Here is a 25,770-nt window from a genome sequence, read left to right on the forward strand (position 1 = left end):
CCCCCAGGGCGCCTTACCCGCCTCCAAACACCAGGGCGGCAGTGGATCTACTCCGCTGCCGCCCTGCTGTCTTTGGGGGGCGGCCCCTGCACGCAGCCGGCAGCCGCCGCGCCCCCCCAACCTTGAAGGCTCAGAAACGCCGGAACCAGTGCGCCACCGCCTGGCCCACTTCGGCCAGCGCCGCATCGCGTGCGGCCGGGGCCAGCTGCGGTGTCTGCGTCAGGTAGGCGCTGACCACCAGCGGCTGCGGACGGTGGTGAGGCCAGACCAGCACCACATCATTGGCCGTGCCGTTGTCGCCCGTTCCCGTCTTGCCGCCCACCAGCCAGCCCGGCGGCATGCCGGCGCGCAGGCGCTTGGCGCCCGTGGGGCTGGCCTTGAGCCACTGCAGCAGCTGCGCCTGGTGGCCGGCATCCAGGTGCGGGCCCTTGGCCAGCGCCACCACGGCACGCGCCATGGACAGCGGCGTGGTCGTGTCGCGCTCGTCGCCCGGGGTAGCGCTGTTGAGCGCCGGCTCCAGCCGGTCCAGGCGGGTGTGCATGGTGCCCATGTCGCGCAGCCACTGGGTCAGGCCCTGCGGGCCGCCCTGGCGGGCCAGCAGCAGGTTGGCGGCGGTGTTGTCGCTCAGCACCACGGTGGCTTCGCACAGCTCGGCCACCGTCAGCCCGGCGCCACCGGCCTGGGCCTCGGTGGTGGGCGAATACGGCACCAGCGCGCTGCGCGGGTAGGTCACGCGCTGCTGCAGGCTGTCCAGGCCCTGCTGGTCGCGCTGCAGCATCTGGGCAGCCAGCAGCAGCTTGAAGGTGCTGCACATGGGAAAACGCTCGCCGCCCCGGTACTGCCACTGGCGGCCGTTGGCGGTGTCGATCACCGCCACGCCCAGGCGCCCGCCGGTGCGGGCCTCGATCTGCGCCAGCGGGTGGGAGGCATCGTCCGCCTCCAGACCCGAGTTTTTCTGCATACCTGCACACCCGGCCAACCAGGTGGCGCTCAGGGCCAGACTGCTTTGCAGCCAAATTCTTCTGTGCATAGCGTGCTCCTCTTCTTGATAACACCTGCTACCTTACCGGAGTGCGCCAACGCTGACCAACGTTAAGATGGCAGAGCAAACCCTAGAAAAACTTATATCTCTACCCCCATGCACCTGCCATTGAATGCCCTGCGCGCGTTCGACAGTGCGGCCCGCCACCTGAATCTGACGCGCGCCGCCCACGAGCTGCACGTCACCCAGACCGCTGTCAGCCAGCATATCCGCAAGCTCGAAGAACAGCTGGGCACGCCGCTGTTCCGGCGCCTGCCGCGCGGTCTGGCCCTGACCGACGAAGGCCAGGCCCTGTGGCCCGTGGTGGCCGACTGCTTTGGCCGGCTGGAACGTGCCCTGGGCCAGTTGCGCAACGACCGCCCGCGCGAGGTGCTGACCCTGGGCGTGGTGGGCACGTTCGCCGTGGGCTGGCTGCTGCCCCGGCTGGCCGACTTCGAGGCCCGCCACCCCCATATCGACCTGCGCATGCAGACCCACAACAACCGCGTGGACCTGAATGCCGAAGGGCTGGACGCGGCCATCCGCTTTGGCGACGGTGCCTGGCACGGCCTGCAGGCCGATCTGCTGGTGCACGCGCCGCTGACCCCGCTGTGCGCCCCGGCCATTGCCGAGCACCTGCGCCAGCCGGGCGATCTGCGCGGCCAGACCTTGCTGCGCTCTTTTCGCACCGCGGAATGGGAGCAGTGGTGCCAGGCCGCCGAGGTGGCCACCCTGCGCGCCGCCGGCCCGCAGTTCGACAGCTCCATCGCCTTGGCCGAAGCCGCCGCCCAGGGCGCCGGCGTGGCCCTGCTGCCCCCGGCCATGTTCACCCACCTGCTGCGTGCCGGCCGGCTGGTGCAGCCGTTTGCGCTCACGGTGCCTGCCGGCGCCTACTGGTTCACCCAACCGCGCACGCGCGCGGCGTCGCCGGCGCTGGAGGACGTGCGCCAGTGGCTGCTGACCCAGGCCCAGACGGCGTAAACCCCGCCGCCCGGCGCAACACCGCCTCTTCAGGCACTTCAACGCTCCAGCGCGAAATAGCACCAGCACTCAGGCGTTCGGGCAGTCGGTCAGGTACTCAGGCGCTCAGGCAGAAGCCATCCCGGCCATTTTCCTTGGCGCTGTACAGCGCCAGATCGGCCTTCTTCAGCAGCATGCTCAGCGTCAGCGCGTCCGTGGCATCCAGCGCCACCACGCCGATGCTGATCGTGGGGCGCAGCGTCTTGCCCTCCTCCACCTCGATGCTCAGCGCCCGAATGGCGGCGCACAGCCGCTCGGCCGTGGCGCTGGCTTCCTGGCCGTCGGCACCGGGCAGCAGCAGCGCAAACTCCTCCCCGCCCATGCGCCCCAGCAGCTCGTGCGGCCGCAGCGACTGCACCACCGTGCGGCTCACCGCCTGCAGCACCACATCCCCGGCCGCATGCCCATAGGTGTCGTTGACGCGCTTGAACCAGTCCAGATCCAGCATCAGCAGCGCCACCGGCTGGCGGTCATGGGCCAGCCGCGCCAGGATGCGGTGGGCCTGCTCGCTGAACGCCGCCCGGGTCAGCATGCCGGTCAGGTGGTCGTGGGTGGACGAATGCTCCAGCCGCGCCATGGCATCCCCCCAGTGGTTACGCGCACAGGCCACGGTCAGCAAGGTCACGCTCAGCATGGACAGGCCCAGGCGCATGGACATGGCGGCTTCGGCATTCTGGGAGCTGAAATCGAAGTCATTGAGCACCAGCAGGAACACATGCCAGCTGCCGGCCAGAAAGCACAGCAGCGACACCGCAAACACCCGATAGCTCAGTGCGCACAGCACCAGGCCGGGCAGCAGCAGCAGCGGCACCCCGGGCCCGCCGATGAACAGGCCCACGCCCATCAGCACCACCAGCACGGCCAGCGGCGCCATGGACCGCCCCCATGCCCGCTCGCCGCTGCGCCACAGGCGCCGGGCCGCACCCAGCGCCGGCACATTCAGCAGCAGCGGGATGATCAGGCACATGTGCATCATCTCCGCACCAAACCACATCATGGCCGTGCGCTGCCAGCTGCGCTGCAGCAGGTACTGGATGGCCGCGCCCCCCAGCAGCGCGCCCACGGCACTGGCGATGCACACCCCCACCACCACATGGAACACTCCCACCGGCGAGCGCATCTGGACCACGCTCGCAGCATGCTGGCGCAGGTACAGCCAGCCGCAGGCGATCCCGCCCAGGTTGGCCAGCGTCAGCAGCAGCACTTTCAGAAACCAGCCTTCGCCGGCATAGCTGCCCAGCAGAAAGCCCAGCGTGGCCAGCACCCAGCCCTGGGGCTGCGCCATGACCGGGAAGCGCACGATCAGTCCCAGCATCAGCGCATTGGACAGCCAGAAAAAAGACAGCAGACTGGGCGACTTGCTGGTGGTGGCCACCGCACACGCCACCAGCACCGTGGCCCCCAGGACGGCATGCTCCAGCCTGAAGCCGGCCGCCACCCGATTGGCACGAATCTCGAATGCAGGCATCAACACCCCCTCGCCGGCAACTGCACCGGCCGCCATTCCATGTCGTGGTGTCCCGCATCGATACACAAGCCACACGTAGCACTGAGAACCGGCTGTCACCCACCCCGATAGAACCACAATCTGTATCTACGTGTAATCAGATAAAACCGACAAATCGCCTGTTTCTCCCAAAAATATCGCCCGCAGGGACCCTGCACCCACCTGGTGCATGGCGGCAAAGTGCAGCCAATGTCGCACAGGGCCTGCGTCGCTGTGCGCCCTGCCGATGGACGGCGCGACGGCCTATTCCTGCTGATTACCTGCTGATTACCTGCCCTAACCGGCCTGCACCGGCCGGGGTCACGGCTGACGCATGCCTCGCAGCCCCCGGCCTCACAGGTCCCGGCGAATCAGCGCCCCCGTGAACAGCACCGGCCCCGTCGGCCCGGTGGCGCTGGGCACGCCGCCCTTGGGCTCCAGGCTGATCGCCAGGGCCGGAACCGCCCTGACATCGGTCTCCTGCACCGCCAGCTGCGCCACCCGGCCCTCGCCCACCACGCCCAGGGAGCGCGGCGCCCCCTGCGGCGGCAGGGCCCACAGCTGCAGCGACTTGCTCTCCGCCTCCCGGAAGCCGCTCACCCGCTGCAGCACCAGCTGGTTGTGCCGGGGGTCGAAGGTCACCAGCATGGAGGCATCGGCCTTGCCGTCCGCCAGCACGGCCACATACTGGATCTGGGGGGCTGCCTGCAAGGCGGCCTGCGCGGTCTGCAGCTCGGTGCGCAGCGCCGACAGCTGCTGCTGCGTGCTCTGCTGGAGCCCCTGGTGCGCCCACAGCCCCACCGACACCGCCACCACCGTGGCCAGGCTGCCCGCCAGCGCCAGCCCCCGCCACCAGGACAGCGCCTGCACCTGCCGCCCCGCCCGGGGCGCGGCGGCACCGGCCTGGCGCTGCGCACCCCACTGGCTCTGCTGCCTGTCGGCCTGCAGCAGGTTGGCAATGCGGGTCCAGACCGCCGCGTCCGGCTGCACCGGCCTCTGCACCTCGGAAAACGCGGACCAGCGGCCCTGCCACAGCAGCGCGGCCGCCCGCACCTGGGCATGGTCGCGCGCCAGCTGCTCAAAGCGCCGGCGCGCGCCGCCGCGCAGCGTGCCCAGCGCATAGTCCGCCGCCAGGCGGTCCAGCAGTTCAGGGTTGCGGGTCAGATGCATGGTGAACACTCCTCACACTCAGACATGGCGGGCCATGCACTTGCGCAATTGCTCCAGGCTGCGCCGCATCCAGGTCTTCACGGTGCCCAGCGGCAGCTTCAAGGTGCTGGCCAGCTCGCTGTGGCTCAGATCCCGCAGATAGGCCAGGCTCACCACCTGGCGCTGGCCCTGCTCCAGCCGCTGCAGGCACTGGTAAAGTGCGGCCGCCTGCTCGCTGGCCTCGGCCCCTTGCTGCGGGCCCGGGGCCATCTGCTCCTGGGTGAGCGCATCGATCTCGGCCAGATCCTCGATCGCCACCTGCAGATGCAGGCGCTCGGCCCGGCGCCGGCGCAGAAAATCCAGGGCCCGGCTGCGCACCAGCAGGCCCATCCAGGCCAGCGGCGGGCTCAGCGAGGCGCGGTAGGCCCCGGCGTTGCGCCAGATGCCCAGAAAACTCTCCTGCAGCACATCCTCGGCCCACTCCCGGTTGCCCACGATGCGCAGCGCCAGCCCATACAGCCGCGCAGCCGTCTGGTCGTACAGCAGCTTGAGCGCCGGTTCCTCCCGGCGGGCGATGCGGTCGAGTAAGTCCATCAGTTCCTGGTCCGGTGTAGATGCGCTCATGCAGCCATTGTGCGCACAAGCACTGGCGGCATGCGGCGCTGTTGGATTGCCGCCAAGGCGGATTACCGGCCTTGCCTCACCTCCTGTACGCAGCATCGCGACCACTGGATGCGGCCCCAAGGGGAATGCGCACACAAAATATTTTTTCAAAAACCTGAATCCACGGCCTCCCCAGCTGCGTATAGCCAGTGTCGGGCACTGCCACCACGCGCTACCGTGCGGCACCGCCCACCGTCCACAAGGAGTCACCGTGCCCCTCCACTGGCTTGCAGGCTGTCCTTCCCCCCCGGTCCCACGCTGCAGCGTGCGGCCCGCCACGGCGCCCGTCCTGCGGCCGGCAAAGGGCAGTGCTGCGGCCCAGGCCCTGGACACCTCTTTCCGCCAACAGTCCCGGGAGCCGGCACCTGCCGCCCCCCTGCCTGCCGGGACCTCCTTCCCGCTTATGAGCGCCGCGACCTCGCCCCGGTCGCGCGCCATCCGGCCGCCGCTGACACCCTGCCCTCCAGGCGCACGGGTTTCAACGTTGGAACGCACCGTGCCCGTGAACGCACCGCCGTTCGGGGGCTGGCGCGCAGCAGTACCGGGGCAGCCAGCCCATTTGCCCGGTGCGTTTCTTGTCCCCCTTGTTCGAGGAAACTCTCATGAAACCGCTACATGCATTCCCACTGGCCGCCGTGTGTGCCTCGGTGCTGGGCCTGACCGCCTGTTCGTCCATGGGTCCCCATCCCATGTATTCACAGGCCGCACTGCCTGCCCCCGTGCAGGTTCCGGCGGGCCACAAAGTGGCCATGGAAACCGTGGGCATCGGCCAGATCACCTATGAATGCCGCGCCAAGAAGGACATGGCCTCCGAGCACGAATGGGTGTTTGTCGGCCCCGATGCCAAGCTGCAGACCCGCAGCGGATCGGTCATCGGCAAATACTGGGGCCCGCCCGCCACCTGGGAGAACAACGACGGCTCCAAGGTCACCGCCACCCAGGTGGCCGTGGCCCCTGCCGGCATGGGCAACATCCCGCTGCAGCTGGTCAAGGCCAACCCGGCCATGGGCATGGGCGCCATGCAGGGGGTGACCTACATCCAGCGCGTGGCCACCAAGGGCGGGGTCGCACCGGCCATGGCCTGCAGCGCCGCCAACCTGGGCAGCAAGCAGGTGGTGCCCTACCAGGCCGACTATATTTTCTGGAAAGCCGCCTGACCGGCCTGCCCCGGGCGCACCTCCCCACCGCCAGCTGGGGGGTGCCCGGGGCCATCGCTGTCCATGGCGCCCAAGCACTTTCGGTGAGCTTTCGGTGGGCTGGCAACGTGCGGCCGCCCGCGCCGGAGCTCCCGCCAAAACGCAGCGCCCCACGGGCCCTGCGCCAACCGGCTATCATCCCCCGCTTCCTGACTCGGGCCCTGTGCCCTCCCTGGCTCCTCCATGTCCACCACCTTGCCCGTTCTGTATTCCTTCCGCCGCTGCCCCTACGCCATCCGCGCCCGTCTGGCGCTGGCACATGCCGGGCTGGCCTGCGAACTGCGGGAAGTGAATCTGCGAGCCAAGCCCCAGGCGCTGCTGGATGCCTCGCCCAAGGGCACGGTGCCGGTGCTGGTGCTGGCCGATGGCACGGTGATCGACCAGAGCCTGGAAGTCATGCTGCACGCCCTGCGCAGCAACGACCCCGATGCCTGGCTGGCCCCCACCGCCGGCAGCCTGGACGACATGCTGGAGCTGATCGCCCGCAACGACGGTTTCTTCAAGCAGGCCCTGGACCGCTGCAAATACCCCGAGCGCTACAGCGCCGAGGAAGTGAACCAGGCCCAGGCCGACGCCATCACCTGGCTGGCCGCGCTGGACGATCATCTGGCCGACACCGGCTACCTGTTCGGCCTGAACCCCAGCCTGGCCGATATGGCGCTGCGCCCCTTTGTGCGCCAGTTCGCCCGCATCGACGAGGCCCAGTGGGCCGAACAGCCCTGGCCCCATCTGCAGGACTGGCTGCAGCGCTGGATCGATTCGGCCCTGTTTGCCGAAGTGATGGAAACCTACCCCGGCTGGGTGGCCGGCACCACCGGCCCGCTGTTCAGCGCGGCCAGCGTGGAATCGGACTGAGCGTCCCGGGCCAGGCTGCGACCGCCCGGCCCTCTGCTGACTACGCCCTGGCGACGGCCTGCCCCCTCACGCGCCGGCGCAGGCCCTGCGCCCCTGCGCTCACTTCTTGGATGTGAACCAGCTGCCCGGCTGGCGGGTCGGCGCGGCATTGCGGCTACGGCCGCCATTGCCGCTGCCCTTGCCCTTCTCATTGCGCTTTCCATCCCCCGCCTGCGCACTGCCTGCATCGTTGCGACCGGCACTGGCTGCACCGCGGCGATCGGCACTGCGGCGGTCGGCACTGCGCGGCACGTCGCGCGGGCGCTCGCCCGGGCTGCGGTAGCGCACGGCCACACCGCCGGCCGTCGTGCGGTCCACCGGCGTGCCCGCCGCGTCCGTTCCCCAGTGGATGTCGGCACGCGCTATGGACTTCCACTGCCCCGGCGCCAGATCGCCCAGCTCCAGGTTGGCAATGCTGCGGCGCTGCAGGCGCAGCGTGGGGTGGCCGATGGCGGCCGTCATCTTGCGCACCTGGCGGTTCTTGCCTTCCACCACGGTGATGGCCAGCCACCAGTCCTGCACGCTCTTGCGCACCCGCACCGGCGGGTCGCGCGGCGCCACTGCGGGCTGGGGGTCCAGCAGCTGCACCTCGCAGGGCAAGGTGGTGTAGTCCTCGATGCGCAGACCGGCCCGCATGGTGTCCAGCGCCGCCGCATCGGGCAGGCGCTCCACCAGCACCCAGTAGGTCTTGGGCTTTTGATTGCGCGGGTTGAGCAGCTGCTCGATCAGCGGCCCGTCATCGGTCAGCAGCAGCAGGCCCTCGGAATCCTTGTCCAGCCGCCCCGCCGGGTAGACGCCGGGCGGCAGATCGAACTCGGCCAGCGAACGGGCACCGTCCTCCGGCGTGAACTGGGACAGCACGCCATAGGGCTTGTGGAAAAGGATGTACTGGGGCATGGGGTGGAGATTGTCGCGCCAAGTGGGCCCGCTGCCAGCGGCCACAAAAAAGCCCCGGCATGCCGGGGCTGTGCAGCGTTGCAGTCCGTGCTCAGCGGCGGCGCACCAGCAAGGTGGCAATCACCCCGAAGAACAGCACAAAGCAGACAAAGGACCAGTTGGCAATCGAGCCACCCAGGAAGGTCCAGTCGATCGCCGTGCAGTCGCCCGAGCCCCGGAAGATCATCGGGATGGCGCGGCTGAGGGAATAGTTTTCGATCATGCCGTAGAAATCGCGGCCGCAGCTGGCGAATTCCGGCGGGTACCACTGCAGCCAGCTCTGGCGCGCGGCCACAAAGGCGCCAAAGCCGCTGGCCAGCAGCGCCAGCACGCCCCAGCCCATCCACCAGCCCTTGTTCGGGCGCAGGCTGGCCAGGCCGGTCAGCACCGCCACCAGCACCAGCGCATAGCGCTGCACGATGCACATGGGGCACGGCTCCAGCCCCTGCACATGCTGCAGGTACATGCCAAACGCCAGCAGGGCCACACAGGCCAGGCTGATCAGGGCCAGCACGCGGCGCGGGGCCTGGCTGAGGGTATTTACAAACTGCATGTCCATCCTTGTCTGGCCAACTCAAGGCCCGGGGCCGGGCAGGCGCCCTGCCCCATGCAGGATGCCTACCCTCAGATACCGGCAGCGGCGTCCACGAACACCTTGGCGCGGCGCGGGGTGACCACCAGGGTCTCCCCTTCGCGCAGCGCCATCTCATGGAACTGCTGTGCGGGAATCTGGGCTTCGATCAGCTGATCTTCGCCACCATTGTCCGCTGCTTGGGTGCCATCGGCGGGAATAAGTTCCAGGCGTGCGATGGGGCCCACCACAATCGCGCGCGCCAGCTGCACCACAATGCCGGTGGGGCGGCCCTGCAGGTCCACATTCTGCCCGGACGAATAGCGCTCCACATCCAGGTCGTGCGGGCGCACATAGGCAAAGGCGTTGGAGTTGGAGGCGCCATTGGCCTCGGCACTCTCCAGCTGCAGGCCCTCGTCCAGGTAGACGCGGCCATCGCTGGCGCGGCCCTTGAACAGGTTCACATCACCCAGGAAGCCGTAGACAAACGGGCTGGCCGGGTTGTCCCACACCTGCTGCGGCGTGCCTTCCTGCTCGATCTTGCCCTTGTTGATCACGACCACGCGGTCGGCCACTTCCAGCGCCTCTTCCTGGTCATGGGTCACGAAGATGGAGGTCACATGCAGCTCGTCGTGCAGGCGGCGCAGCCAGCGGCGCAGTTCCTTGCGCACCTTGGCGTCCAGCGCGCCGAACGGCTCGTCCAGCAGCAGCACCTTGGGCTCCACCGCCAGCGCACGCGCCAGGGCGATACGTTGGCGCTGGCCGCCGGACAGCTGCGAGGGGAAGCGGTCGGCAATCCAGTCCAGCTGCACCAGCTTGAGCAGGTTCATCACCTTCTCCTTGATCTGGGCCTCGCTGGGGCGTTCGCTGCGCGGCTTCACGCGCAGGCCGAAGGCCACGTTCTCGAACACGGTCATGTGGCGGAACAGCGCGTAGTGCTGGAAGACAAAGCCCACGTTGCGGTCGCGCACATGCACGTCGGTGGTGTCAGCGCCGCTGAAATGGATGCTGCCCACATCGGGCGTTTCCAGCCCGGCGATGATGCGCAGCAGCGTGGTCTTGCCGCAGCCGGACGGGCCCAGCAGCGCGATCAGTTCGCCCGACTTGATATCGAGGCTGACATCGCGCAGGGCCTGGAAGTCGCCAAACTGCTTGCTGACATTGCGGATTTCGATGCTCATGGTGTTCTCGGATTCGGTTGCAGCGCCGGCCTTCAGGGCTGGGCGGTCACGGGGGTCGGGCGCTCGGGCGGCAGCTCGGAGGCGGCCTTGCGCTGTTGTTCGGCTTTCCACTCGGCCACGGTCTTGATGAGCAGAGTCACCAGGGCCAGCAGCGCCAGCAGCGAGGCAGCAGCAAATGCGGCGACGGACTGGTATTCGTTGTAGAGAATTTCGACATGCAGCGGGATGGTGTTGGTCTGGCCGCGGATGTGGCCGGAGACCACCGACACCGCACCGAACTCACCCATGGCACGGGCGTTACACAGGATCACCCCGTACAGCAGGCCCCACTTGATGTTGGGCAGCGTCACATGCCAGAAGGTCTGCCAGCCGCTGGCACCCAGCACGATGGCGGCCTGCTCTTCGTCATTGCCCTGCGCCTGCATCAGCGGGATCAGCTCCCGGGCGATGAAGGGGAAGGTCACGAACACGGTCGCCAGCACGATGCCGGGCACGGCAAAGATGATCTTGATGTCATGCGCCTGCAGCCAGGGGCCGAACCAGCCATGGGCACCAAACACCAGCACGTACATCAGGCCCGCCACCACGGGCGAGATGGAGAACGGCAGATCGATCAGCGTGGTCAGAAAGGCCTTGCCCTTGAACTCGTACTTGGCAATGCACCAGGCCGCCGCCACGCCGAACACCAGGTTCAGCGGCACGGCAATGACAGCCGTGATAAGGGTCAGCTTGATGGCCGACCAGGCATCGGGCTCGCGCAGACCGTCCAGGTAGGCACTCCAGCCCTTGCGCAGCGCCTCGGTGAACACGGCGGCCAGCGGCAGCACCAGGAACAGGGCGATGAAGGCCAGCGCAATGCCAGTCAGGATCCAGCGCACGGCGCGCGACTCGGTGGTCGTCAGCTTCTCGGGCTTGGCCCCTTTCTTGGGGGCCGTCAGACGATAGGCCAGCAGCACCGCCACCAGGATGGCGCCCAGCACCTGGAACAGGAAATAGTGCTGTTCGTTGAAATTCAGATTCATGCGGGTGCTCCCGAATGGCGGCGCTGCCAGGCCTGCAGGGCATTGATGACCAGCAGCATGGCAAAGGAGAAGACCAGCATCACCACGGCCACGGCGGTGGCACCGGTGTAGTCGTACTGTTCGAGCTTGCCGATGATGATCAGCGGCGTGATTTCGGAGACCATGGGCATGTTGCCGGCGATGAAGATCACCGAGCCGTACTCACCCAGGGCGCGTGCAAAGGCCATGGCAAAGCCGGTCAGCAAGGCCGGTGTGATGGCGGGCAGGATCACCTTGTAGAAGATCTGCCAGCGCGAGGCGCCCAGGCTGGTGGCCGCCTCTTCCAGCTCTTTCTCGGAGTCTTCGAGCACCGGCTGCACCGTGCGCACCACAAACGGCAGGCCGATGAAGATCAGCGCAATCACCACCCCGTTGGGGTTGAACGCCAGCTGGATGCCCAGCGGCTCCAGGTACTGGCCCACCCAGCCGTTGCCGGCCAGCAAGGCGGTCAGCGAAATGCCGGCCACGGCGGTGGGCAGCGCAAACGGCAGGTCCACCAGCGCATCGACAATCTTCTTGCCGGGGAACTGGTAGCGCACCAGCACCCAGGCCACCAGCAGACCGAACACCAGGTTCACCAGCGCGGCCAGAAAGCTGGCACCAAAGGTCAGCCGGTAGGAGGCCAGCACGCGCGGGGCGGTCACGGCATCCCAGAACTGCGGCCAGGTGAGTGCAAAGGTCTTGAACAACAGGGCTGACAGCGGGATCAGCACAATGATGCTCAGGTAAAACAGCGTATAGCCCAGCGTCAGCCCGAAGCCGGGCAGAACGCGCTTGGCGCCCCCACCCCGTCGCGCCCCGGAAGGTGCGGAGGTGGTGGCGCCAGGCGCTGGGCTGGAAGGAATCGCAGCGGACATGAAGGTTCCCAAACAGCCAGAAGAATCGTTGTAGTTATCGGTCGCGCAGTGCCCACAGCATGCTCTCGGCGCTGGCAGTGCCCACCGGCCACCGGCGGTGGCAGGCGGGTCCGGCGCTTACTTACCGGGGGTGTAGATCTCGTCGAACTTGCCGCCGTCGTTGAAGTGCACCTTCTGTGCCTCGGTCAGCGAGCCGAAGTACTTGCCCACCGTGAACTGCTTGAGCGGCTTGAACACGGCGGCGTGCTTCTTGAGCACCGCTTCCGAGCGGGGACGCAGCGCATGCTTGGCCGCGATTTCCTGGGCTTCATCCGAGTACAGATAGTCCAGATAGGCCTTGGCCAGCTGGCCCGAGCCCTTCTTGGCAGCGGTGCGCTCGACCACGGCCACGGGGTTCTCCGCCACGATGGAAGACGAGGGGTAGACCGCATCCACCTTGCCCTGGCCGAATTCGCGGTCCACCGAGATCACTTCGGACTCGAAAGTGATCAGCACATCGCCGATGTTGCGTTGCAGGAAGATGCTGGTCGCGTCGCGGCCGCCCTTGCCCAGCACGGGCACGTTCTTGTAGAGCTGCTTGACGAATTCCTGCGCCTGCGCATCCGTGCCGCCGGCTTCACGCACCGAACCCCAGGCTGCCAGATAGGCGTAGCGGCCATTGCCACCGGTCTTGGGGTTGACCACCACCACCTTCACGTCGGGGCGGGTCAGGTCTTTCCAGTCCTTGATGTTCTTGGGGTTGCCGTTGCGCACCAGGAACAGCATGGTCGAGGTGGTGGGCGACGCGTCGTTGGGGAATTTCTTGGCCCAGTCCTTGGCCACCACACCGTTGGCGGCCAGGAAGTCGACGTCGGTGGTGGTGTTGAAGGTCACCACATCGGCCGCCAGACCGTCGTTCACGGCACGCGCCTGGGCGCTGGAGCCGCCGTGCGACTGGTCGATCTTGATGTCCTTGCCGGTGGTCTTCTTGTAGTGGGCCGCGAAAGCCTGGTTGTAGTCCTTGTAGAACTCACGGGCCACGTCGTACGAGACGTTCAGCAACTGGTCCTGTGCCGACGCCACGCCGCTGGCTGCCAGAGCGAGAGTGGCCAAAAGGGTCTTGAGCTTCAAAGAGGTCATGGTGTCTGCCTGCAAGAACGAACGTGTCGTTTTGTTTATGGATACAGCCATTGTGAAGACGCCTGTTTAAAACTCAAAAGAATATATTCTTTTAAATTTATCGAATTTTGGAATAAAGAACCAGATACGCCCGCCGTGCGGGCCGCAGCCACGTCCCTTTCCTCATCGTTTTTCTCTATATGTCTCAATTTTTTTATAGACATGTCGAAACCCGTACAAACGTCTTTACGACTTGTTACGGTGAACCCTGAAAGGATCCGGTTGATGTCTGTGTTGTTTTTCCTCCCTTGCGGCACGCGGTACGGAAGGGCTGCGCCCTGCCGCACACCGGCCCTGCGCCGTAAACAGGGAGATGTATGGCCCTGAGCATTTCCACCAACATCGCGTCACTGAACGCACAGCGCAGTCTCAGCCACAACCAGGCGGGGCTGTCGACCACCATGCAGCGCCTGTCCAGCGGGCTGCGGGTCAACAGCGCCAAGGACGACGCCGCCGGCCTGGCCATTTCCGAACGGATGTTCAGCCAGGTGCGTGGCATGCAGCAGGCCGCGCGCAATGCCAACGACGGCATCTCCATGCTGCAGACGGCAGAAGGCTCCATCAGCAAGGTCGGCGACATGCTGCAGCGCATGCGCGAACTGGCGGTACAGTCCATCAACTTCACCAACAGCGACCAGGACCGCCAGGCCTTGCAAGGCGAGGTGGCCCAGCTCAAGCGCGAGATCGACCGCATCGGCATCAGCAGCCAGTTCAACGGCGAATACATCTTCGCGCCCAGCCGCACCAAGGTCGTCGGCTCCGGTGACCCCAGCATCGAAGCGGCGATCGACGGGCTGCAAGGCGGCTGGCTGGAAAATGCCGAAGCCATGATCAAGCAGTACTTCGGTATTGAGGCCACCGGTCAGACCATCAAGTTCGAGTTCACCGACAGCATCGATGGCCCGGGCGGCGTGGCGGCACGGGTCTGGTCATCGGTGGGCGCCAGCGGGCCGGGATCGGACATCCGCATGGAGCTGGACATGGCGGACTTCACCAGCAGCACCACGCTGGACGGCGGCAGCGGCCCGGTCTACTACGACCGCATCATCGCGCACGAGATGACGCACGCCATCATGGCCACCGGGCAAAGCTGGGGGGAGCTGCGCTCCGACACCAGCAACCTGTGGTTCATCGAAGGCGCGGCCGAATTCATCCATGGCGGCGATGAGCGCATTGCCGCCCACGACATCAACGACATCGTCAACGACGACCTCACGGCCTGGGGCTCCAGCAGCCTGGACTATGCCTCCGGCTACGCCGCTGTGCGGTACATGCACGAGCAGATCAAGGCCGCCGGCGGCGCCGGGATCAAGGACGTGCTGCAGGCCCTGCAAACCACGCCCGGCCTGACCCTGGATGCCGCACTCGCCTCGTACAGCCATGGTGCCTTTGCCGACCGTGCGGACTTCTACAGCAAGTACAACGCCGACAAGGCCGCGTTCATTGCCAGCTTCGACCTGACCAACACCGATGTGGGCGCCATCGGCGGCGCAGACGTCGATGGCGGCCCGGCCATGAGCGCGGAGAACGTCGTCAACAGCGTCGGCACGCACAGCGGTGAAGACGCACTGGCGGGTTTTGTCGAGGACTGGGGCGATGCCGTGAAGGGCAGCCGTGGCGACTACGGCCGCACGCTGGGCTTCCAGGTGGGTGCCAACTCCGGTGACTATGTCTACGCCAAGGTCGGCAGCATGAACCTGGGGGCCATGGGGCTGGAGGACCTGGACATCAGCACGGCGGCGGGCGCCACCAAGGCCTTGCGCCGCATCGACCAGGCGCTGGACTACGCCAACGGCCAGCGGACCAAGATCGGCGCACAGATGTCGCGCTTCGACAGCATCGTGGCCCATCTGCAGACCAGCACCGAGCACCTCTCGGCCAGCCGGGGGCGGATTGTGGATGCGGACTACGCCCAGGAAACGGCGGCGCTGTCGCGCACGCTGATCCTGCAGAAGGTCGGAACCGCCATGGTGGCCCAGGCCAACCAGCGGCCCCAGTCCGTACTGGCCCTGCTGGGCTGAGCACGCCCGGCAGCGGCTAGGGCTGGCGCCAAGGCCTCCATGTCCGCATGGAGGCCTTTTTTGCGTTCTGCACTCCGGCCCGCGTGCGCTGGCGTGCAGCGCCGGTGTTGCAGGTGGTGCCGGTCTTCAGCGGCACAGGGTAATAGGGAAATAGGACGATGAGGTGATGGGTGGGGTGACGTGGCGCCCCTCCCCCGCAGCCCTTCTATCGCCTGCGCTCAGGCCCGGGCCGACAAGCTCAGCGGCGCCAGCACCGCCGACTGCAGGCCTTCTGCCGCCACGCGGGCATCTTCCAGCAGCGACTGCAGCAGGCCCCAGCCCAGCGGCCAGTGGCCGTGGCCCGATTCCACGTTGATGTGGCCGGCGTTCTGCAGGCGCACAAATTCGCTGCCCCAGGCACGGGCATAGGCTCCGGCCAGGCGCACCGGACAGTACGGGTCGGTATTGCTGGCCACCAGGATGCTGCGGTAGGGCAGCTGCGCATAGGGCACGGGGGCAAAGTCGGCCAGGGCGCCACGGCGCTCGGGGTCGGCAGGCGCCACCAGCAGCGCGCCCTGCACCCGGGCGGTGGCCTCTTCGCCCAGGTGGGCGGTGGTGATGCAGCCCAGGCTGTGGGCGGCAATGACCACCGGTTCGGGCCGCGACAGGATCAGCCGCTCCAGGGCCTGCACCCAGGCATCCCGCCGGGGCGTGAGCCAGTCGTCCTGCACCACGCGCTCGGCCTGCGGCAGTTGCTCCTGCCACAGGGTCTGCCAGTGGCCGGGGCCGGAATCCCGCCAGCCCGGGACGATGATGATGCGTGTGTGCTGCGCCATAGCGTGTGCTCCTTGGGGCGCATTGTCGGCAGCACGGCGCACAAATCCAACGACGGATTTTTTCTTTCCATATAGGCATAAGCATCTGCCACGGCGATCGGGGCGCCCAGGCCGCCCCTGAAACCGGGCCAATACGCAGGCCAATCGCAGGTCAATGGCCGGGTCAGTGGCCGGGTCCAAGGCCGCGTTCGCCGCGCGGCGGCAGACCGCCGGTGCCCTAGATGAAGGCCCCGTCCTCGGCCTGCGGCGCGCTGGTGCCGGGCATGATCTCCCCCAGAAAATCCAGAAAGCTGCGCACCGCCGGCGACAGCCCGCGCCGCGACGGGAACACCGCATGCACGATGCCGGGGTGCTGGCTCCACTGCGGCAGCAGCCGCACCAGGCGGCCATCGTGCAGCGCATCGGTGCACATATAGTCCGGAATCACGCACATGCCCACGCCCTGTAGCGCGGCCATCTTCAGCGACAGCAGATCGTCGGCCACATAGCGCACCGGGTGCTGCACCTGCTCGCTCTGGCCGCGCGGGCCCACCAGGCTCCAGGTGCACAGGCCTTCCTGGGCCGACATGGCAATCGCCGGCAGGTCCTGCAGATCCTGGGGGTCCTGGGGCACGGCCTGGCCCTGCAGCACCGAAGGCGCGGCTACCAGGATGCTGCGCGCCACATCCAGGCGCTTGACCACCATGGAGCCGCTGTCCTCCACCGTGTCCCGCACGCGCAGCGCCACATCGATACCCTCTTCCAGCAGATTGACCGGGTGGTTGGCCACGCGCACTTCCAGCCGCACGCGCGGGTACAGGCGCAGAAACTGCGGCACGCGTTCGGCCAGCACGGTCTGCATCAGCGTCACCGGGCAGCTCACGCGCACCGTGCCGCGCGGCTCGGTCTGCACCTGGGCCACGGTGTCGGCCGCCGCCTCGGCCGCGTCGCGCATGGCCTGGCAGTGGCGCAGATAGGCCTCGCCGATCTCGGTCAGCGCCAGCCGCCGCGTGGTGCGCTGCATCAGGCGCACGCCCAGCCGGGCTTCCAGCTCCGAGATGCGGCGCGACAGCCGGGACTTCGGGATGTTCAGCGCCCGGCCCGCCGCAGCAAAGCCGCCGCGCTCCACCACCTCGGCAAAGTACAGCATGTCATTGAGGTCATTCACAGCAAGGCTCCGGCTGATTGTTCCAAATACGAAACAATCTATCGCAAAAATGCAGGCTTATCAAAGATAGTGTCTGCAATCACACTCTATCCATCGCACACAAAGTGCTTCACACACCACTGGATACCAAGGAACACCATGCAACTGCTGCACATTGACTCCTCCATCAACGGTAACAACTCTGCTTCGCGCAAGCTGACGGCCCAGATCGTCGACGCCTGGAAGGCCAAGCACGCTGACACCCAGGTCAGCTACCTGGACCTGGTGGCCGAGGCCCCCAATCACTTCACCTCCGCCGCCATGGCCCCCCGCACCGGCCAGTCCGAAGGCCTGAGCGCCGAGCAAGTCACGGAAAACGCCGTGTCCGAACGCCTGGTGCAGCAATTCCTGGCTGCCGACGTGGTGGTGATCGGTGCCCCGTTCTACAACTTCAGCATCCCCACCCAGCTGAAGGCCTGGATCGACCGCCTGGCCCAGCCCGGCCGCACCTTCCGCTACACCGCCAACGGCCCCGAAGGCCTGGCCAAGGGCAAGACCGTGATCATCGCCTCCTCGCGTGGCGGCATGTACTCCACCAGCGCTGCCGCTGAAGCCATGGAACACCAGGAAAGCTACCTGAAGGTGGTGCTGGGCTTCTTCGGCATCACCGATGTGCGCATCGTCCGCGCCGAAGGCCTGGGCATGGGCCCCGATGCCGTGGCCGCCGCCTTTGCCAGCGCCACCAAGGACGTGCAGAGCGTGACCACCGCCGAAGAGGCCGTCGCCGCCTGATGCACCGCACGTTTGTGCTCCCGGCGCCCTTGTGACGAGACCGCGCCTTTTTCCAGCCCCGCTCTGCGGGGCTTTTTTGTGCCTGCGCGCCAGGGCCTTTCCGGACACCATGGCACCGCCATGACACCGGGGTGCACGCCCTGATGTGCGGCTGCCGGGGCGGAACGGGTTGCTGGGACGGAGGGACATCGACGGCATCGACCGCACCGCCCTGCCCGGCCGCCCGGCGGGCAGGCCCTTCAGCGCGTCACGCGGTAAGCCAGCAGTCCCAGCCATTCGTGCAGCGCGGTCTGCCAGCGCAGCAGGCCGTAGGCCAGCGAATACTCGGTCCACGGCGTGGTCTGCGCGGTCAGAAAATCCACCGGGTACGGGGTGATCTGGCAGCCGGTGGCGGCAAACTCTTCCATGGCGCGCGGCATGTGCCAGGCCGATGTCACCAGCAGCCAGGGCTGCTGGCAGCGCGCACCCAGCAAGGCGGCCACGCGCTGGGCGTTCTCGCGGGTGGTGCGGGCGCCGTTTTCCAGTTGCACGCGGCCCATGTCCAGGCCCTGCTCGGTGTAGAACTGCCCGGCCATCTCGGCCTCGGTCACCCCGGTGGTCAGCAAGCGCCCTTCACCGCCGGAAAACACCAGCTGCAGCTGGGGGTTGCGGTGCATCCAGCCCGCCGGCACGGTCATGCGCTCGGCGCTGTGTGTCAGCGGCACCTGCTGGTGGTCCAGCGCAATCGCCGACCGCTCGAAGGAGCCGCCCAGCACAATCACGCCGGCCGCCTGGGCCAGTTGCGCCTCGGAAGGCACCGGATAGCGGTTTTCCAGCGGGCGCACCAGGGCATCGGGCAGCGCCAGAAAGCCCAGCAGCGCCAGCGCCGCCAGCCCCATCCACTGGAGCCTGCGCGCCAGACGTTGAAGGCGCACCGGCAACAGCAAGCTCAGCAGCCACAGCAGCAGCAGCCAGAACGCCGGCTGGGTGATGGCCGACAGCAATTTGGACAGAACAAACATCTCACTCCCTCTCTTGGTAGGGAGGGATTCTGTCCCATGCAGCCCGTCCGTCGGACCTCAGGCACCAAGGACTGCGGGCAGCAGGGCCGTGGGTTGGCCGAGGGGTGGGCACAGGGCCTGCGCCCGGAACTTGCCCGGAACATGCGGCCACCCGCTCCCGGGTGGAACGCGGCCTCACCGCCGGCAGTGGGTCACAGGGGCCGATAGCCCCTTATCTCCGTGGTGGCGCTTACTGCCCCACGCCGCCATGGGCGATCGACCATTCGGCCGGCGCCTGCAGAAACTCTTCCCAAGTCTGCAGGGCCGCGTCGCTGAACTGGCCGCGGGCGCGGGCCTGTTCCAGCACATCGCGCCAGTCGCACAGGGCGTGCACGCGCACGCCGTGCTGCTGCAGCACCGGGGCGGCACCCAGGCAGCCGTAGTCGAACACCACAAACAGGTCTTCCACGCGGGCGCCTTCGGCGCGCAGCGCATCGATGAAGCTCAGCTTGTACTGGCCGGCGGACACCATATCGTCCACCAGCAGCACCTTGCCGCCCTGCTCCACCACGCCTTCGATCTGGCGCACCCCCACGGCACGCTTGCGCACGTACTGCAGCGGCAGGTCCATCTTCTCGGCCAGCCAGGCCGCAAAGGCGATGCCGCTGGATTCGCCGCCGGCCACACCGCTGAGCCCCTGCAGCGCGCCCGCGTCCAGCAGGCGCTGCAGGCCTTGCTTCATCAGCTCGCGGCGGATGGTGGGAAAGGAAATCAGGCGGCTGCCGTCCATATAGACCGGGGTGGTCCAGCCCGAAGGCAGGCGGAACGGGTCGGTGGTGCGGGCGTCCACGCAGCCGGCATCCAGCAGCCAGCCGGCGGCCTGGCGGCGCAGAAACTGCTGGTTGGTCAGAGGAGAGGAAGCAGCGGAGATCGAGGTGTTCATGGTGTATCAGGGTAAGCAGTGGCCGGTGGCGGGGGCAAGGTGCTGGCCATGCGCGCCACCAGGGCGCGCAGGCGACGGGCCCCTTCGCGGCCCTTGCAGGCGGCGTTCCACAGGGTTTGGGTCATGTTTTCGTGCAGGCGCACAGCTTCGGGCGAGGTGGTGACCATGGCAATGCCGTTGCGCACATTGGGCAGCTCCCCCAGGCGGAACGGGCTGTGCAGCAGCACATGGTGCTGCGGCCCCCGCAGCAGCTGGTAGGTGGCGGACGGCATGGCGTCGTCCACCAGGCCCACCTGCACCTGCCAGGGCTCGCTGTCCATCAGGTCGGCCATGCGCAGCACCTCGTCGCACGCCGCCTGCACGCGCTGGGCGCGCACGGCAGCGGGCAGATCGACGCGGCCGACCAGGCCGGTCAGCACAAAGCGCTCCAGCTCGCGCAGGCCCACCAGGCTGACGATCTGCGGCTTGCGCAGCGCAAAGTCGCGCCGGCGCTCCTGCAGCACTTCCAGCATGCGGGCGATTTCCCGGCGGCGCAGGGCCGCCTCATCCGCCAGCAGCGTGGCGGGCAGGCCTTCGTACAGCATCTGCCCCAGGTGGCCCAGATAGGCGTCAGAGGTGAGCAGCAGCGAGATCGGCTCGAAATGCGCCAGGATGCGGTCGGACTTCTCTTCCAGCTGGCGCATGCGCTCGAACAGCGCCAGCGCGCTGGCGTAGTACTCGGTCTCCACGCCCAGCAGCGAGGCCATGCTGGTGCCCAGCAAAGCGGCCAGGCGCTCCAGCGTGTCGATCTTGACGATCTCGCCCTTTTCCATGCGGTAGACCACCGCACGCGACACCCCCAGCTGCGCCGCCACATCGTCGGCCTGCAGGCCGGCGCCGATGCGGTAGGCACGCAGACGGTCACCCAGACCGGCATAGTCGATGGCCGGGCGGAGACTGTCAGCGGAAGAAGGGAGGACGGTGGCGGTCATGGAAGGTGCAGCAAGTCACGGGCTGGCGCGCACTATAACGATGCGTGGCGTGCGATGCGCAGCGTGCGGCATGCGGTGCAGTGCGTTCAGGCGGGCAGTGCCTCCAACATATCGGCCAGCACCTGCACGCCCTGCATGAAGTCGTCCATCTCCATGGCTTCGTGCGGGTTGTGCGAGCCGTTCTGGTTGCGCACAAACAGCATGGCACTGGGCACGCCGCCGTTGGCAAACAGCGCGGCATCGTGGCCGGCGCCGCTGGGAATGCTCTCGTGGGCAATGCCGCGTGCGGCGCAGGCGCGGGACAGCAGCTCGGACAGCTGGCCATCGGTGACCGCCGGGTCGCTGAGCAGGCGGCGGTCGGGCTGGAACTGCACGCCGCGTTCACGTTCGATGGAACGCATCTCCGCCTGCACCAGCTGGTAGAAGGCTTCCAGCGTGTCGATGCTCTTGCTGCGCGCCTCCAGGCTGAAGCTGGCATAGCCCGGCACGCGGGAGATGGAATGCTCGGCCGGGTTGGTCTGCAGCACGCCGCAGGTCACCACCAGGTCGGTGCCGCGCTCCAGCAGCGCACGCCAGTGGGTGTCCAGGCGCATGATCAGGTCGGCCACGGCAAACACCGCGTCATGGCGCAGCCAGCGCGGCACCACACCGCTGTGCTGGGCCTCGCCCACGCAGCCGATCAGGTTGTGGCGCACATTGCCACGGATGCCGCTGACCACGCCCAGCGGGATCTTGCGCGCCACCATCACCGGGCCCTGCTCGATGTGCAGCTCCACATAGGCGCGGATGTCGCTCGGGTTCAGCAGCTTTTCCTGCCGGGCAATGGCCTCCACATCGGCGCCGCTGGCCTGCATGCATTCGCGCAAGGTCTTGCCGTCGCCCCGGCGCTGCAGCTCCAGATCGGACGCCGCCAGCTTGCCCCACAGCGCGCCCGAGCCCATATAGGCCTTGCCGAACCAGGCACTTTCCTCGCCGCGAAAGCCCACCACCTTCAGCGGCACCGGCAGCTGCACGCCATCGCGGCGCGAGGCCACCTGCACCAGCAGGCCGGCCACGATGCCGGCCAGGCCGTCGTAGTTGCCGCCCTGCGGCACGGAATCCATGTGCGAGCCCACCCACACGGCCGGCACGTTCCGGCTGTCCGCCGGCTCGCTGAAGACGAGGTTGCCCGCGCGGTCGCGTGCCACCTCCAGGCCTTCGCCCCGGGCGAAGGTCTCCAGGTACTGGGCCGCCAGGTCTTCACCAGGCCCGTAGCTGGCGCGGGTGACCCCCACGCCGTCGAAAGTCAGGGAACGGATGTCGGCGAACAGCTGCGTCGCCAGCGGCTGGAAAGTCTGCAATTCCATGGGGAGAGAGAGGGTGCGCACAGTGCGCGACCCGACAGGGGTTGCTAAGGCAACATGATAATCTCGAAAAAGATACCGACTTTGAATGCCATAAACATCCAAAGGAATTCGAAATATCTTTTTTGATACACACCGGGCGCAAAAATGGCCTGCACGCGGCAGGCCCGGATGGAAACAGCGCTGGCAGCCAGGCAGCGCACGCTCTGCGCGCACTGCGGCTGCGCCCCTCACTTGGTGGCAGCGATATCGTCCAGCGTCTTCTGACCGAACTTCTTGGCGAACTGCTCGTAGGGCTTGTCCAGCGCCTTGCGGAACGCGGCGCGGTCCACGTTGTCCACCACGGCCATGCCGTGCTTGCGGGCCTCTTCCACGCCCTTCTTCTCCACTTCGTCCACAAAGGTGCGCGACGCCTTGCCGCCGATCTTGGCACCGTCGGTGAAGGCCGCCTTCTGCTGGGCGTTCAGGCCATTCCAGAAGCTGGGCGAGACCAGCAGCACCATGGGGGCGTAGACGTGGGCCGTCAGCGACAGGTGCTTTTGCACTTCCCACAGCTTGGCCGAGGTCAGCACGGAGATCGGGTTCTCCTGGCCGTCGATGGTGCCCTGCTGCAGTGCGCTGACCACTTCCGGCCAGGACATGGGCGTGGGCGAAGCGCCCAGCGCACGGAAGGCGGTGATGTGCACCGGGTTCTCCGTCACGCGGATCTTCAGGCCCTTCATGTCGGCCACGTTCTTCACGGCGTGCTTGTTGTTGCTCAGGTGGCGGAAGCCCTGCTCACCCCAGGCCAGCGCGATCAGGCCGCGCTGCTGGAACTTGGCCAGCAGGTCGGTGCCGAACTTGCCGTCCAGCACATTGCGGGCGTGGCCCAGGTCGCGGAACAGAAAGGGAATGTCCACCACGCCCACGTCGGCCACAAAGTTGCTCAGGGCGCCGGTGGAGACCACAGCCGCTTCCACGGTGCCCAGTTGCAGGCCTTCGATCAGCTCACGCTCGCCGCCCAGGGCGCTGGAGGGGAAGTGCTTGAACTGGAAGGCGTTGTTGGTGGCCTTTTCCACATAGCCGGACCAGCCTTGGGCGGCCGCGCCAAAGTGCGAAGCCTGGGCCAGGGCATAGCCGATCTTGACTTCCTTGCCGGCAGCGGCAGCGGTCAGGCTGGACAGGCCCAGCAAAGCTGCAGCCGAACTGGCCACCAGAGTGCGACGGGAAAAACGCATGACAGGGGATCTCCTTAGTTATAGCGACGGGACGTGCGGGGAGGATTCTAGAGAGGCCGCCCGACAAAGCGGACGGACGGTAGAGACTGTTTCGCTGGGCGATTACACCACTGCCACCGTTGCAGGCCGCCCGGCCACGCCACGTAAACGCAGATGGCCCCCCAACCGAAGCACTGGAGAGGTCCACTGCCGCGTGCCCACCGCAGTGCGCAGCGGCACACCGGGTGCGGCGGGTGTGCCGCGTGTGGCGGACATGGCACGCACGCTGCGCGTGGCAGGCGGTGCCTGGGGCCACTCCCCCTGAAGCACCCCGGGGCCCCCATACCCCTGCACGCTGCGGCATGGCCGTGGCGACAAGGCGGCGAGGCCTTCCTCTGCCTCCCTTGACGCCCACCGTGCAGCCAGCAGACCATCCAACAGCGGCATCGTGGCCCGTACTGCCTAGCGTCTGCGCCATGCGAATGCGCTGACATCCCTGCTTGGCGCAGGGTTTATTGCGAATGATTCTTGTTATCTTGTATGATTCATTCCAACGAGCGGCAACCTCTACTGCTGCTCGCGAGTTTCATCGTGGGGCGCCTCGCAGGCCTTCGGGTCTGCAAAGCGTTTTTGCTAGCCAGCGGTTCGCCCGGTTAGCCAAGCACTTTTTTCAAAGCACGACCGACTCCGTCTCTCCAGCGCCAGCGCACCTCCCCTGCCGCGCCGCTTCGCGCGCCCTCCCCCTCTTTTTCCTGCTTGCCCGCCTGTGGCAATCCCATTACGGCCTACGCCCCTCTCACGGGCCTGCCGGCGCATCGCGCATACCGCTGTGGGTGCGTACACGCCGCGCCATGCCCGCTTCCGCGTCGGCGGGGTAGCACCGCCGGGGACTCAGCGCATCTGAAACAGCTCCTGGTGAAAGCGTTCGGGCGGCAGGCCATGGGTGCAGAAGTCTTCGCGCAGCGCCTGGCCAAACCCTGCGGGGCCGCAGAACCAGATGCTGGCGGACCGCCACTGCGGCACCGCCGCCCGGATGCGTTCGCCATTCAGGCGGCCATCCTGGCCGTCGACCAGCAGGTGCAGGCGCACCTCCGCGGCCGCAGCATCGGCCGTCAGCTGGTCTATCGCGGCCTGCTCGTAGTCGGCCGTGGGGTGGAACAGATCCACTGTCCGGGTGTGCGGGTGGGCGGCGCGGTGCTGCAAGCGGGCCACAAAGGGCGTGATGCCGATGCCCGCACCGATCCAGATATGGTGCTGCAGCCCATCCTCAAACGTGAAACAGCCATAAGGGCCTTCCACCGTGACCGGCATGCCGGGCTTCAGCCTGTCCCGCAGGCGGCTGGTGTGGTCACCCAGCGCTTTGGTGATGAACGTGAGCCGGCCCTCTGCCGGGTTCCAGGCCGAGGCAATGGTGTAGGGGTGTGCGCCTTCGGCCCGGTCCGAGGTGACAAAGGCAAACTGCCCCGCCGCATGGCCGGGCCAGCCGGCCTCCAGCGCGACCGTGGTTTGCAGCACGCGCAGCGCCGGGTACTCGGTCAGGGTCTCGATCCGGCCCCGCACCTTGCGGCCGGCACCGATCTGCCCTGCCAGGGCCAGCACCGCAGCCACACTGCCGCCCAGCAGCAAGAGGGCCAGGACTATGCCGACCGGCTGCGTCCAGTACTCGGACTTGGTGAGCACCACGGAGTGGTAGGCCAGGGCCAGATAGGCCAGCGCCAGCACTTTGTGGGTCTTGACGAACAGGTGGTAGGGAAAGCGGTGCACCAGGGCCAGGACGATCAGCACGGCGGCCAGGTAGAAGGTCCACTCGCCCACCGATTCCGCAAGGCCCCGCTGGCCGCGCAGCCAGGCTTCGATGCTGCCCATCGCCTCGGCGGCATGGGCCTTGCGGGCCGGCCTTTCCAGCCAGCCCCAGCCCACCATCCACTTGGTTCCCCTAGCCCACCACCAGTGCAGCACCGCACACACCAGCGCGGTGATGCCCAGCCATTTGTGCAGGCGGTACATCTTGTCCAGCCCGTCCAGGTGCGGCTCCAGCCACTTCGGCCGCAATGCCAGCAGCATGGCCACGCTCATCAGCCCGATGGCCAGCACCCCGCTGTACTGCACGAACACGGTACGAAACGAGAAATAGCTGAACGCCTCGGGGCGCAGCGTATCGGCGGCCAGCCACAGCGCGGTCAGCACCAGCAAGATGGCGACAAGAGCAAACTGGATGCGCTTCATGCATGACCTCCGTTCGGATCTGGGCAGCCCTGCCGCCATCTTAGGGACATGCCCTCCATGGCGCGTGCTGCCGCCCCACGGGCAGGCCCGCACAGGATCAACGGCACGCCCTGGCGGCTATGGCGAACCGCGTCGGCAGTGACTGCCAACCATTGAAACCCAGA

At 67.3% G+C, this 25,770-nt stretch carries 23 protein-coding genes; 5 read left to right on the forward strand and 18 right to left on the reverse strand.

Going from position 1 to position 25,770, the window contains the following annotated elements:
- Window positions 1-130: 130 nt before the first annotated feature.
- Window positions 131-1,030, reverse strand: a complete 900-nt coding sequence (gene bla, locus QM470_RS01850) for a class A beta-lactamase (protein WP_283337934.1) — start codon at window positions 1,028-1,030, stop codon at window positions 131-133.
- Between the two features lie 108 nt (window positions 1,031-1,138).
- Between bla and QM470_RS01855 the strand changes: the two genes are divergently transcribed.
- On the forward strand, window positions 1,139-2,002 hold the full coding sequence (locus QM470_RS01855) for a LysR family transcriptional regulator (protein ID WP_283337935.1): 864 nt from the start codon (window positions 1,139-1,141) through the stop codon (window positions 2,000-2,002).
- A 97-nt stretch (window positions 2,003-2,099) separates the two neighbouring features.
- On the opposite strand, the gene QM470_RS01860 is transcribed toward QM470_RS01855, so the two are convergent.
- From QM470_RS01860 to QM470_RS01870, 3 genes are all read right to left on the reverse strand, one after another.
- Window positions 2,100-3,509 (reverse strand): GGDEF domain-containing protein, encoded by a 1,410-nt coding sequence (locus QM470_RS01860; protein WP_283337936.1) that lies wholly within the window; start codon window positions 3,507-3,509, stop codon window positions 2,100-2,102.
- Window positions 3,510-3,881: 372 nt separating this feature from the next.
- The gene (locus QM470_RS01865; protein WP_283337937.1) at window positions 3,882-4,697 is read right to left on the reverse strand and encodes an anti-sigma factor; all 816 of its coding nucleotides are present in this window, start codon (window positions 4,695-4,697) and stop codon (window positions 3,882-3,884) included.
- An 18-nt stretch (window positions 4,698-4,715) separates the two neighbouring features.
- Window positions 4,716-5,300: a sigma-70 family RNA polymerase sigma factor gene (locus QM470_RS01870; protein WP_283337938.1), complete on the reverse strand. Its 585-nt coding sequence runs from the start codon at window positions 5,298-5,300 to the stop codon at window positions 4,716-4,718.
- 641 nt (window positions 5,301-5,941) lie between these two features.
- Between QM470_RS01870 and QM470_RS01875 the strand changes: the two genes are divergently transcribed.
- Entirely contained in the window at window positions 5,942-6,496 is a 555-nt protein-coding gene (locus QM470_RS01875; protein ID WP_272972108.1) for a DUF3455 domain-containing protein, read from the forward strand.
- Between the two features lie 222 nt (window positions 6,497-6,718).
- Window positions 6,719-7,390 carry a glutathione S-transferase gene (locus tag QM470_RS01880; RefSeq protein ID WP_283337939.1) on the forward strand — a complete coding sequence of 224 codons (672 nt, stop codon included), beginning with the start codon at window positions 6,719-6,721 and terminating at the stop codon, window positions 7,388-7,390.
- A 99-nt stretch (window positions 7,391-7,489) separates the two neighbouring features.
- On the opposite strand, the gene QM470_RS01885 is transcribed toward QM470_RS01880, so the two are convergent.
- From QM470_RS01885 to QM470_RS01910, 6 genes are all read right to left on the reverse strand, one after another.
- A complete protein-coding gene (locus QM470_RS01885; protein WP_283337940.1) occupies window positions 7,490-8,326 on the reverse strand; it encodes a pseudouridine synthase in 837 nt (278 codons plus the stop codon).
- A 91-nt stretch (window positions 8,327-8,417) separates the two neighbouring features.
- Entirely contained in the window at window positions 8,418-8,918 is a 501-nt protein-coding gene (locus tag QM470_RS01890) for a disulfide bond formation protein B (protein WP_098066403.1), read from the reverse strand.
- Between the two features lie 71 nt (window positions 8,919-8,989).
- Complete coding sequence (locus tag QM470_RS01895) at window positions 8,990-10,117, reverse strand: sulfate/molybdate ABC transporter ATP-binding protein (protein WP_066532854.1); 1,128 nt, start codon at window positions 10,115-10,117, stop codon at window positions 8,990-8,992.
- A gap of 32 nt (window positions 10,118-10,149) precedes the next feature.
- Entirely contained in the window at window positions 10,150-11,139 is a 990-nt protein-coding gene (cysW, locus tag QM470_RS01900) for a sulfate ABC transporter permease subunit CysW (RefSeq protein ID WP_283337941.1), read from the reverse strand.
- The gene (gene cysT / locus QM470_RS01905) at window positions 11,136-12,035 is read right to left on the reverse strand and encodes a sulfate ABC transporter permease subunit CysT (protein ID WP_280011044.1); all 900 of its coding nucleotides are present in this window, start codon (window positions 12,033-12,035) and stop codon (window positions 11,136-11,138) included. Before cysT ends, cysW begins: the two co-directional genes overlap by 4 nt.
- 117 nt (window positions 12,036-12,152) lie before the next feature.
- A complete protein-coding gene (locus QM470_RS01910) occupies window positions 12,153-13,154 on the reverse strand; it encodes a sulfate ABC transporter substrate-binding protein (RefSeq protein ID WP_066532858.1) in 1,002 nt (333 codons plus the stop codon).
- 356 nt (window positions 13,155-13,510) lie between these two features.
- Between QM470_RS01910 and QM470_RS01915 the strand changes: the two genes are divergently transcribed.
- Complete coding sequence (locus QM470_RS01915; protein WP_283337942.1) at window positions 13,511-15,214, forward strand: flagellinolysin; 1,704 nt, start codon at window positions 13,511-13,513, stop codon at window positions 15,212-15,214.
- A 218-nt stretch (window positions 15,215-15,432) separates the two neighbouring features.
- Here QM470_RS01915 and QM470_RS01920 read toward each other — a convergent pair whose 3' ends face one another.
- Both QM470_RS01920 and QM470_RS01925 read right to left on the reverse strand, forming a co-directional pair.
- A complete protein-coding gene (locus QM470_RS01920) occupies window positions 15,433-16,029 on the reverse strand; it encodes an RBBP9/YdeN family alpha/beta hydrolase (protein WP_283337943.1) in 597 nt (198 codons plus the stop codon).
- A gap of 217 nt (window positions 16,030-16,246) precedes the next feature.
- Complete coding sequence (locus QM470_RS01925; protein ID WP_066532863.1) at window positions 16,247-17,176, reverse strand: LysR family transcriptional regulator; 930 nt, start codon at window positions 17,174-17,176, stop codon at window positions 16,247-16,249.
- A gap of 138 nt (window positions 17,177-17,314) precedes the next feature.
- Here QM470_RS01925 and QM470_RS01930 point away from each other — a divergent pair, with 138 nt between their 5' ends.
- Window positions 17,315-17,947, forward strand: coding sequence for an FMN-dependent NADH-azoreductase (locus tag QM470_RS01930; protein WP_066532867.1), 633 nt, complete (start codon window positions 17,315-17,317; stop codon window positions 17,945-17,947).
- Between the two features lie 239 nt (window positions 17,948-18,186).
- On the opposite strand, the gene QM470_RS01935 is transcribed toward QM470_RS01930, so the two are convergent.
- The 6 genes from QM470_RS01935 to QM470_RS01960 all read right to left on the reverse strand — a co-directional run bounded on the left by QM470_RS01935 (window position 18,187) and on the right by QM470_RS01960 (window position 25,606).
- On the reverse strand, window positions 18,187-18,948 hold the full coding sequence (locus tag QM470_RS01935) for a YdcF family protein (protein WP_283337944.1): 762 nt from the start codon (window positions 18,946-18,948) through the stop codon (window positions 18,187-18,189).
- Window positions 18,949-19,177: 229 nt separating this feature from the next.
- Window positions 19,178-19,870: an orotate phosphoribosyltransferase gene (locus tag QM470_RS01940; RefSeq protein WP_192333892.1), complete on the reverse strand. Its 693-nt coding sequence runs from the start codon at window positions 19,868-19,870 to the stop codon at window positions 19,178-19,180.
- Window positions 19,867-20,841, reverse strand: a complete 975-nt coding sequence (locus tag QM470_RS01945) for a helix-turn-helix domain-containing protein (RefSeq protein WP_283337945.1) — start codon at window positions 20,839-20,841, stop codon at window positions 19,867-19,869. Before QM470_RS01945 ends, QM470_RS01940 begins: the two co-directional genes overlap by 4 nt.
- Before the next feature lie 86 nt (window positions 20,842-20,927).
- A complete protein-coding gene (locus tag QM470_RS01950; RefSeq protein ID WP_283337946.1) occupies window positions 20,928-22,187 on the reverse strand; it encodes a hydantoinase/carbamoylase family amidase in 1,260 nt (419 codons plus the stop codon).
- Window positions 22,188-22,414: 227 nt separating this feature from the next.
- Complete coding sequence (locus QM470_RS01955) at window positions 22,415-23,401, reverse strand: TRAP transporter substrate-binding protein (protein WP_192333885.1); 987 nt, start codon at window positions 23,399-23,401, stop codon at window positions 22,415-22,417.
- An 870-nt stretch (window positions 23,402-24,271) separates the two neighbouring features.
- The gene (locus tag QM470_RS01960) at window positions 24,272-25,606 is read right to left on the reverse strand and encodes a ferredoxin reductase family protein (protein ID WP_283337947.1); all 1,335 of its coding nucleotides are present in this window, start codon (window positions 25,604-25,606) and stop codon (window positions 24,272-24,274) included.
- Window positions 25,607-25,770 lie beyond the last annotated feature (164 nt).

Source organism: Comamonas sp. 17RB (genome assembly GCF_030056555.1).
Taxonomy (GTDB): Bacteria; Pseudomonadota; Gammaproteobacteria; order Burkholderiales; family Burkholderiaceae_C; genus Comamonas; species Comamonas terrigena.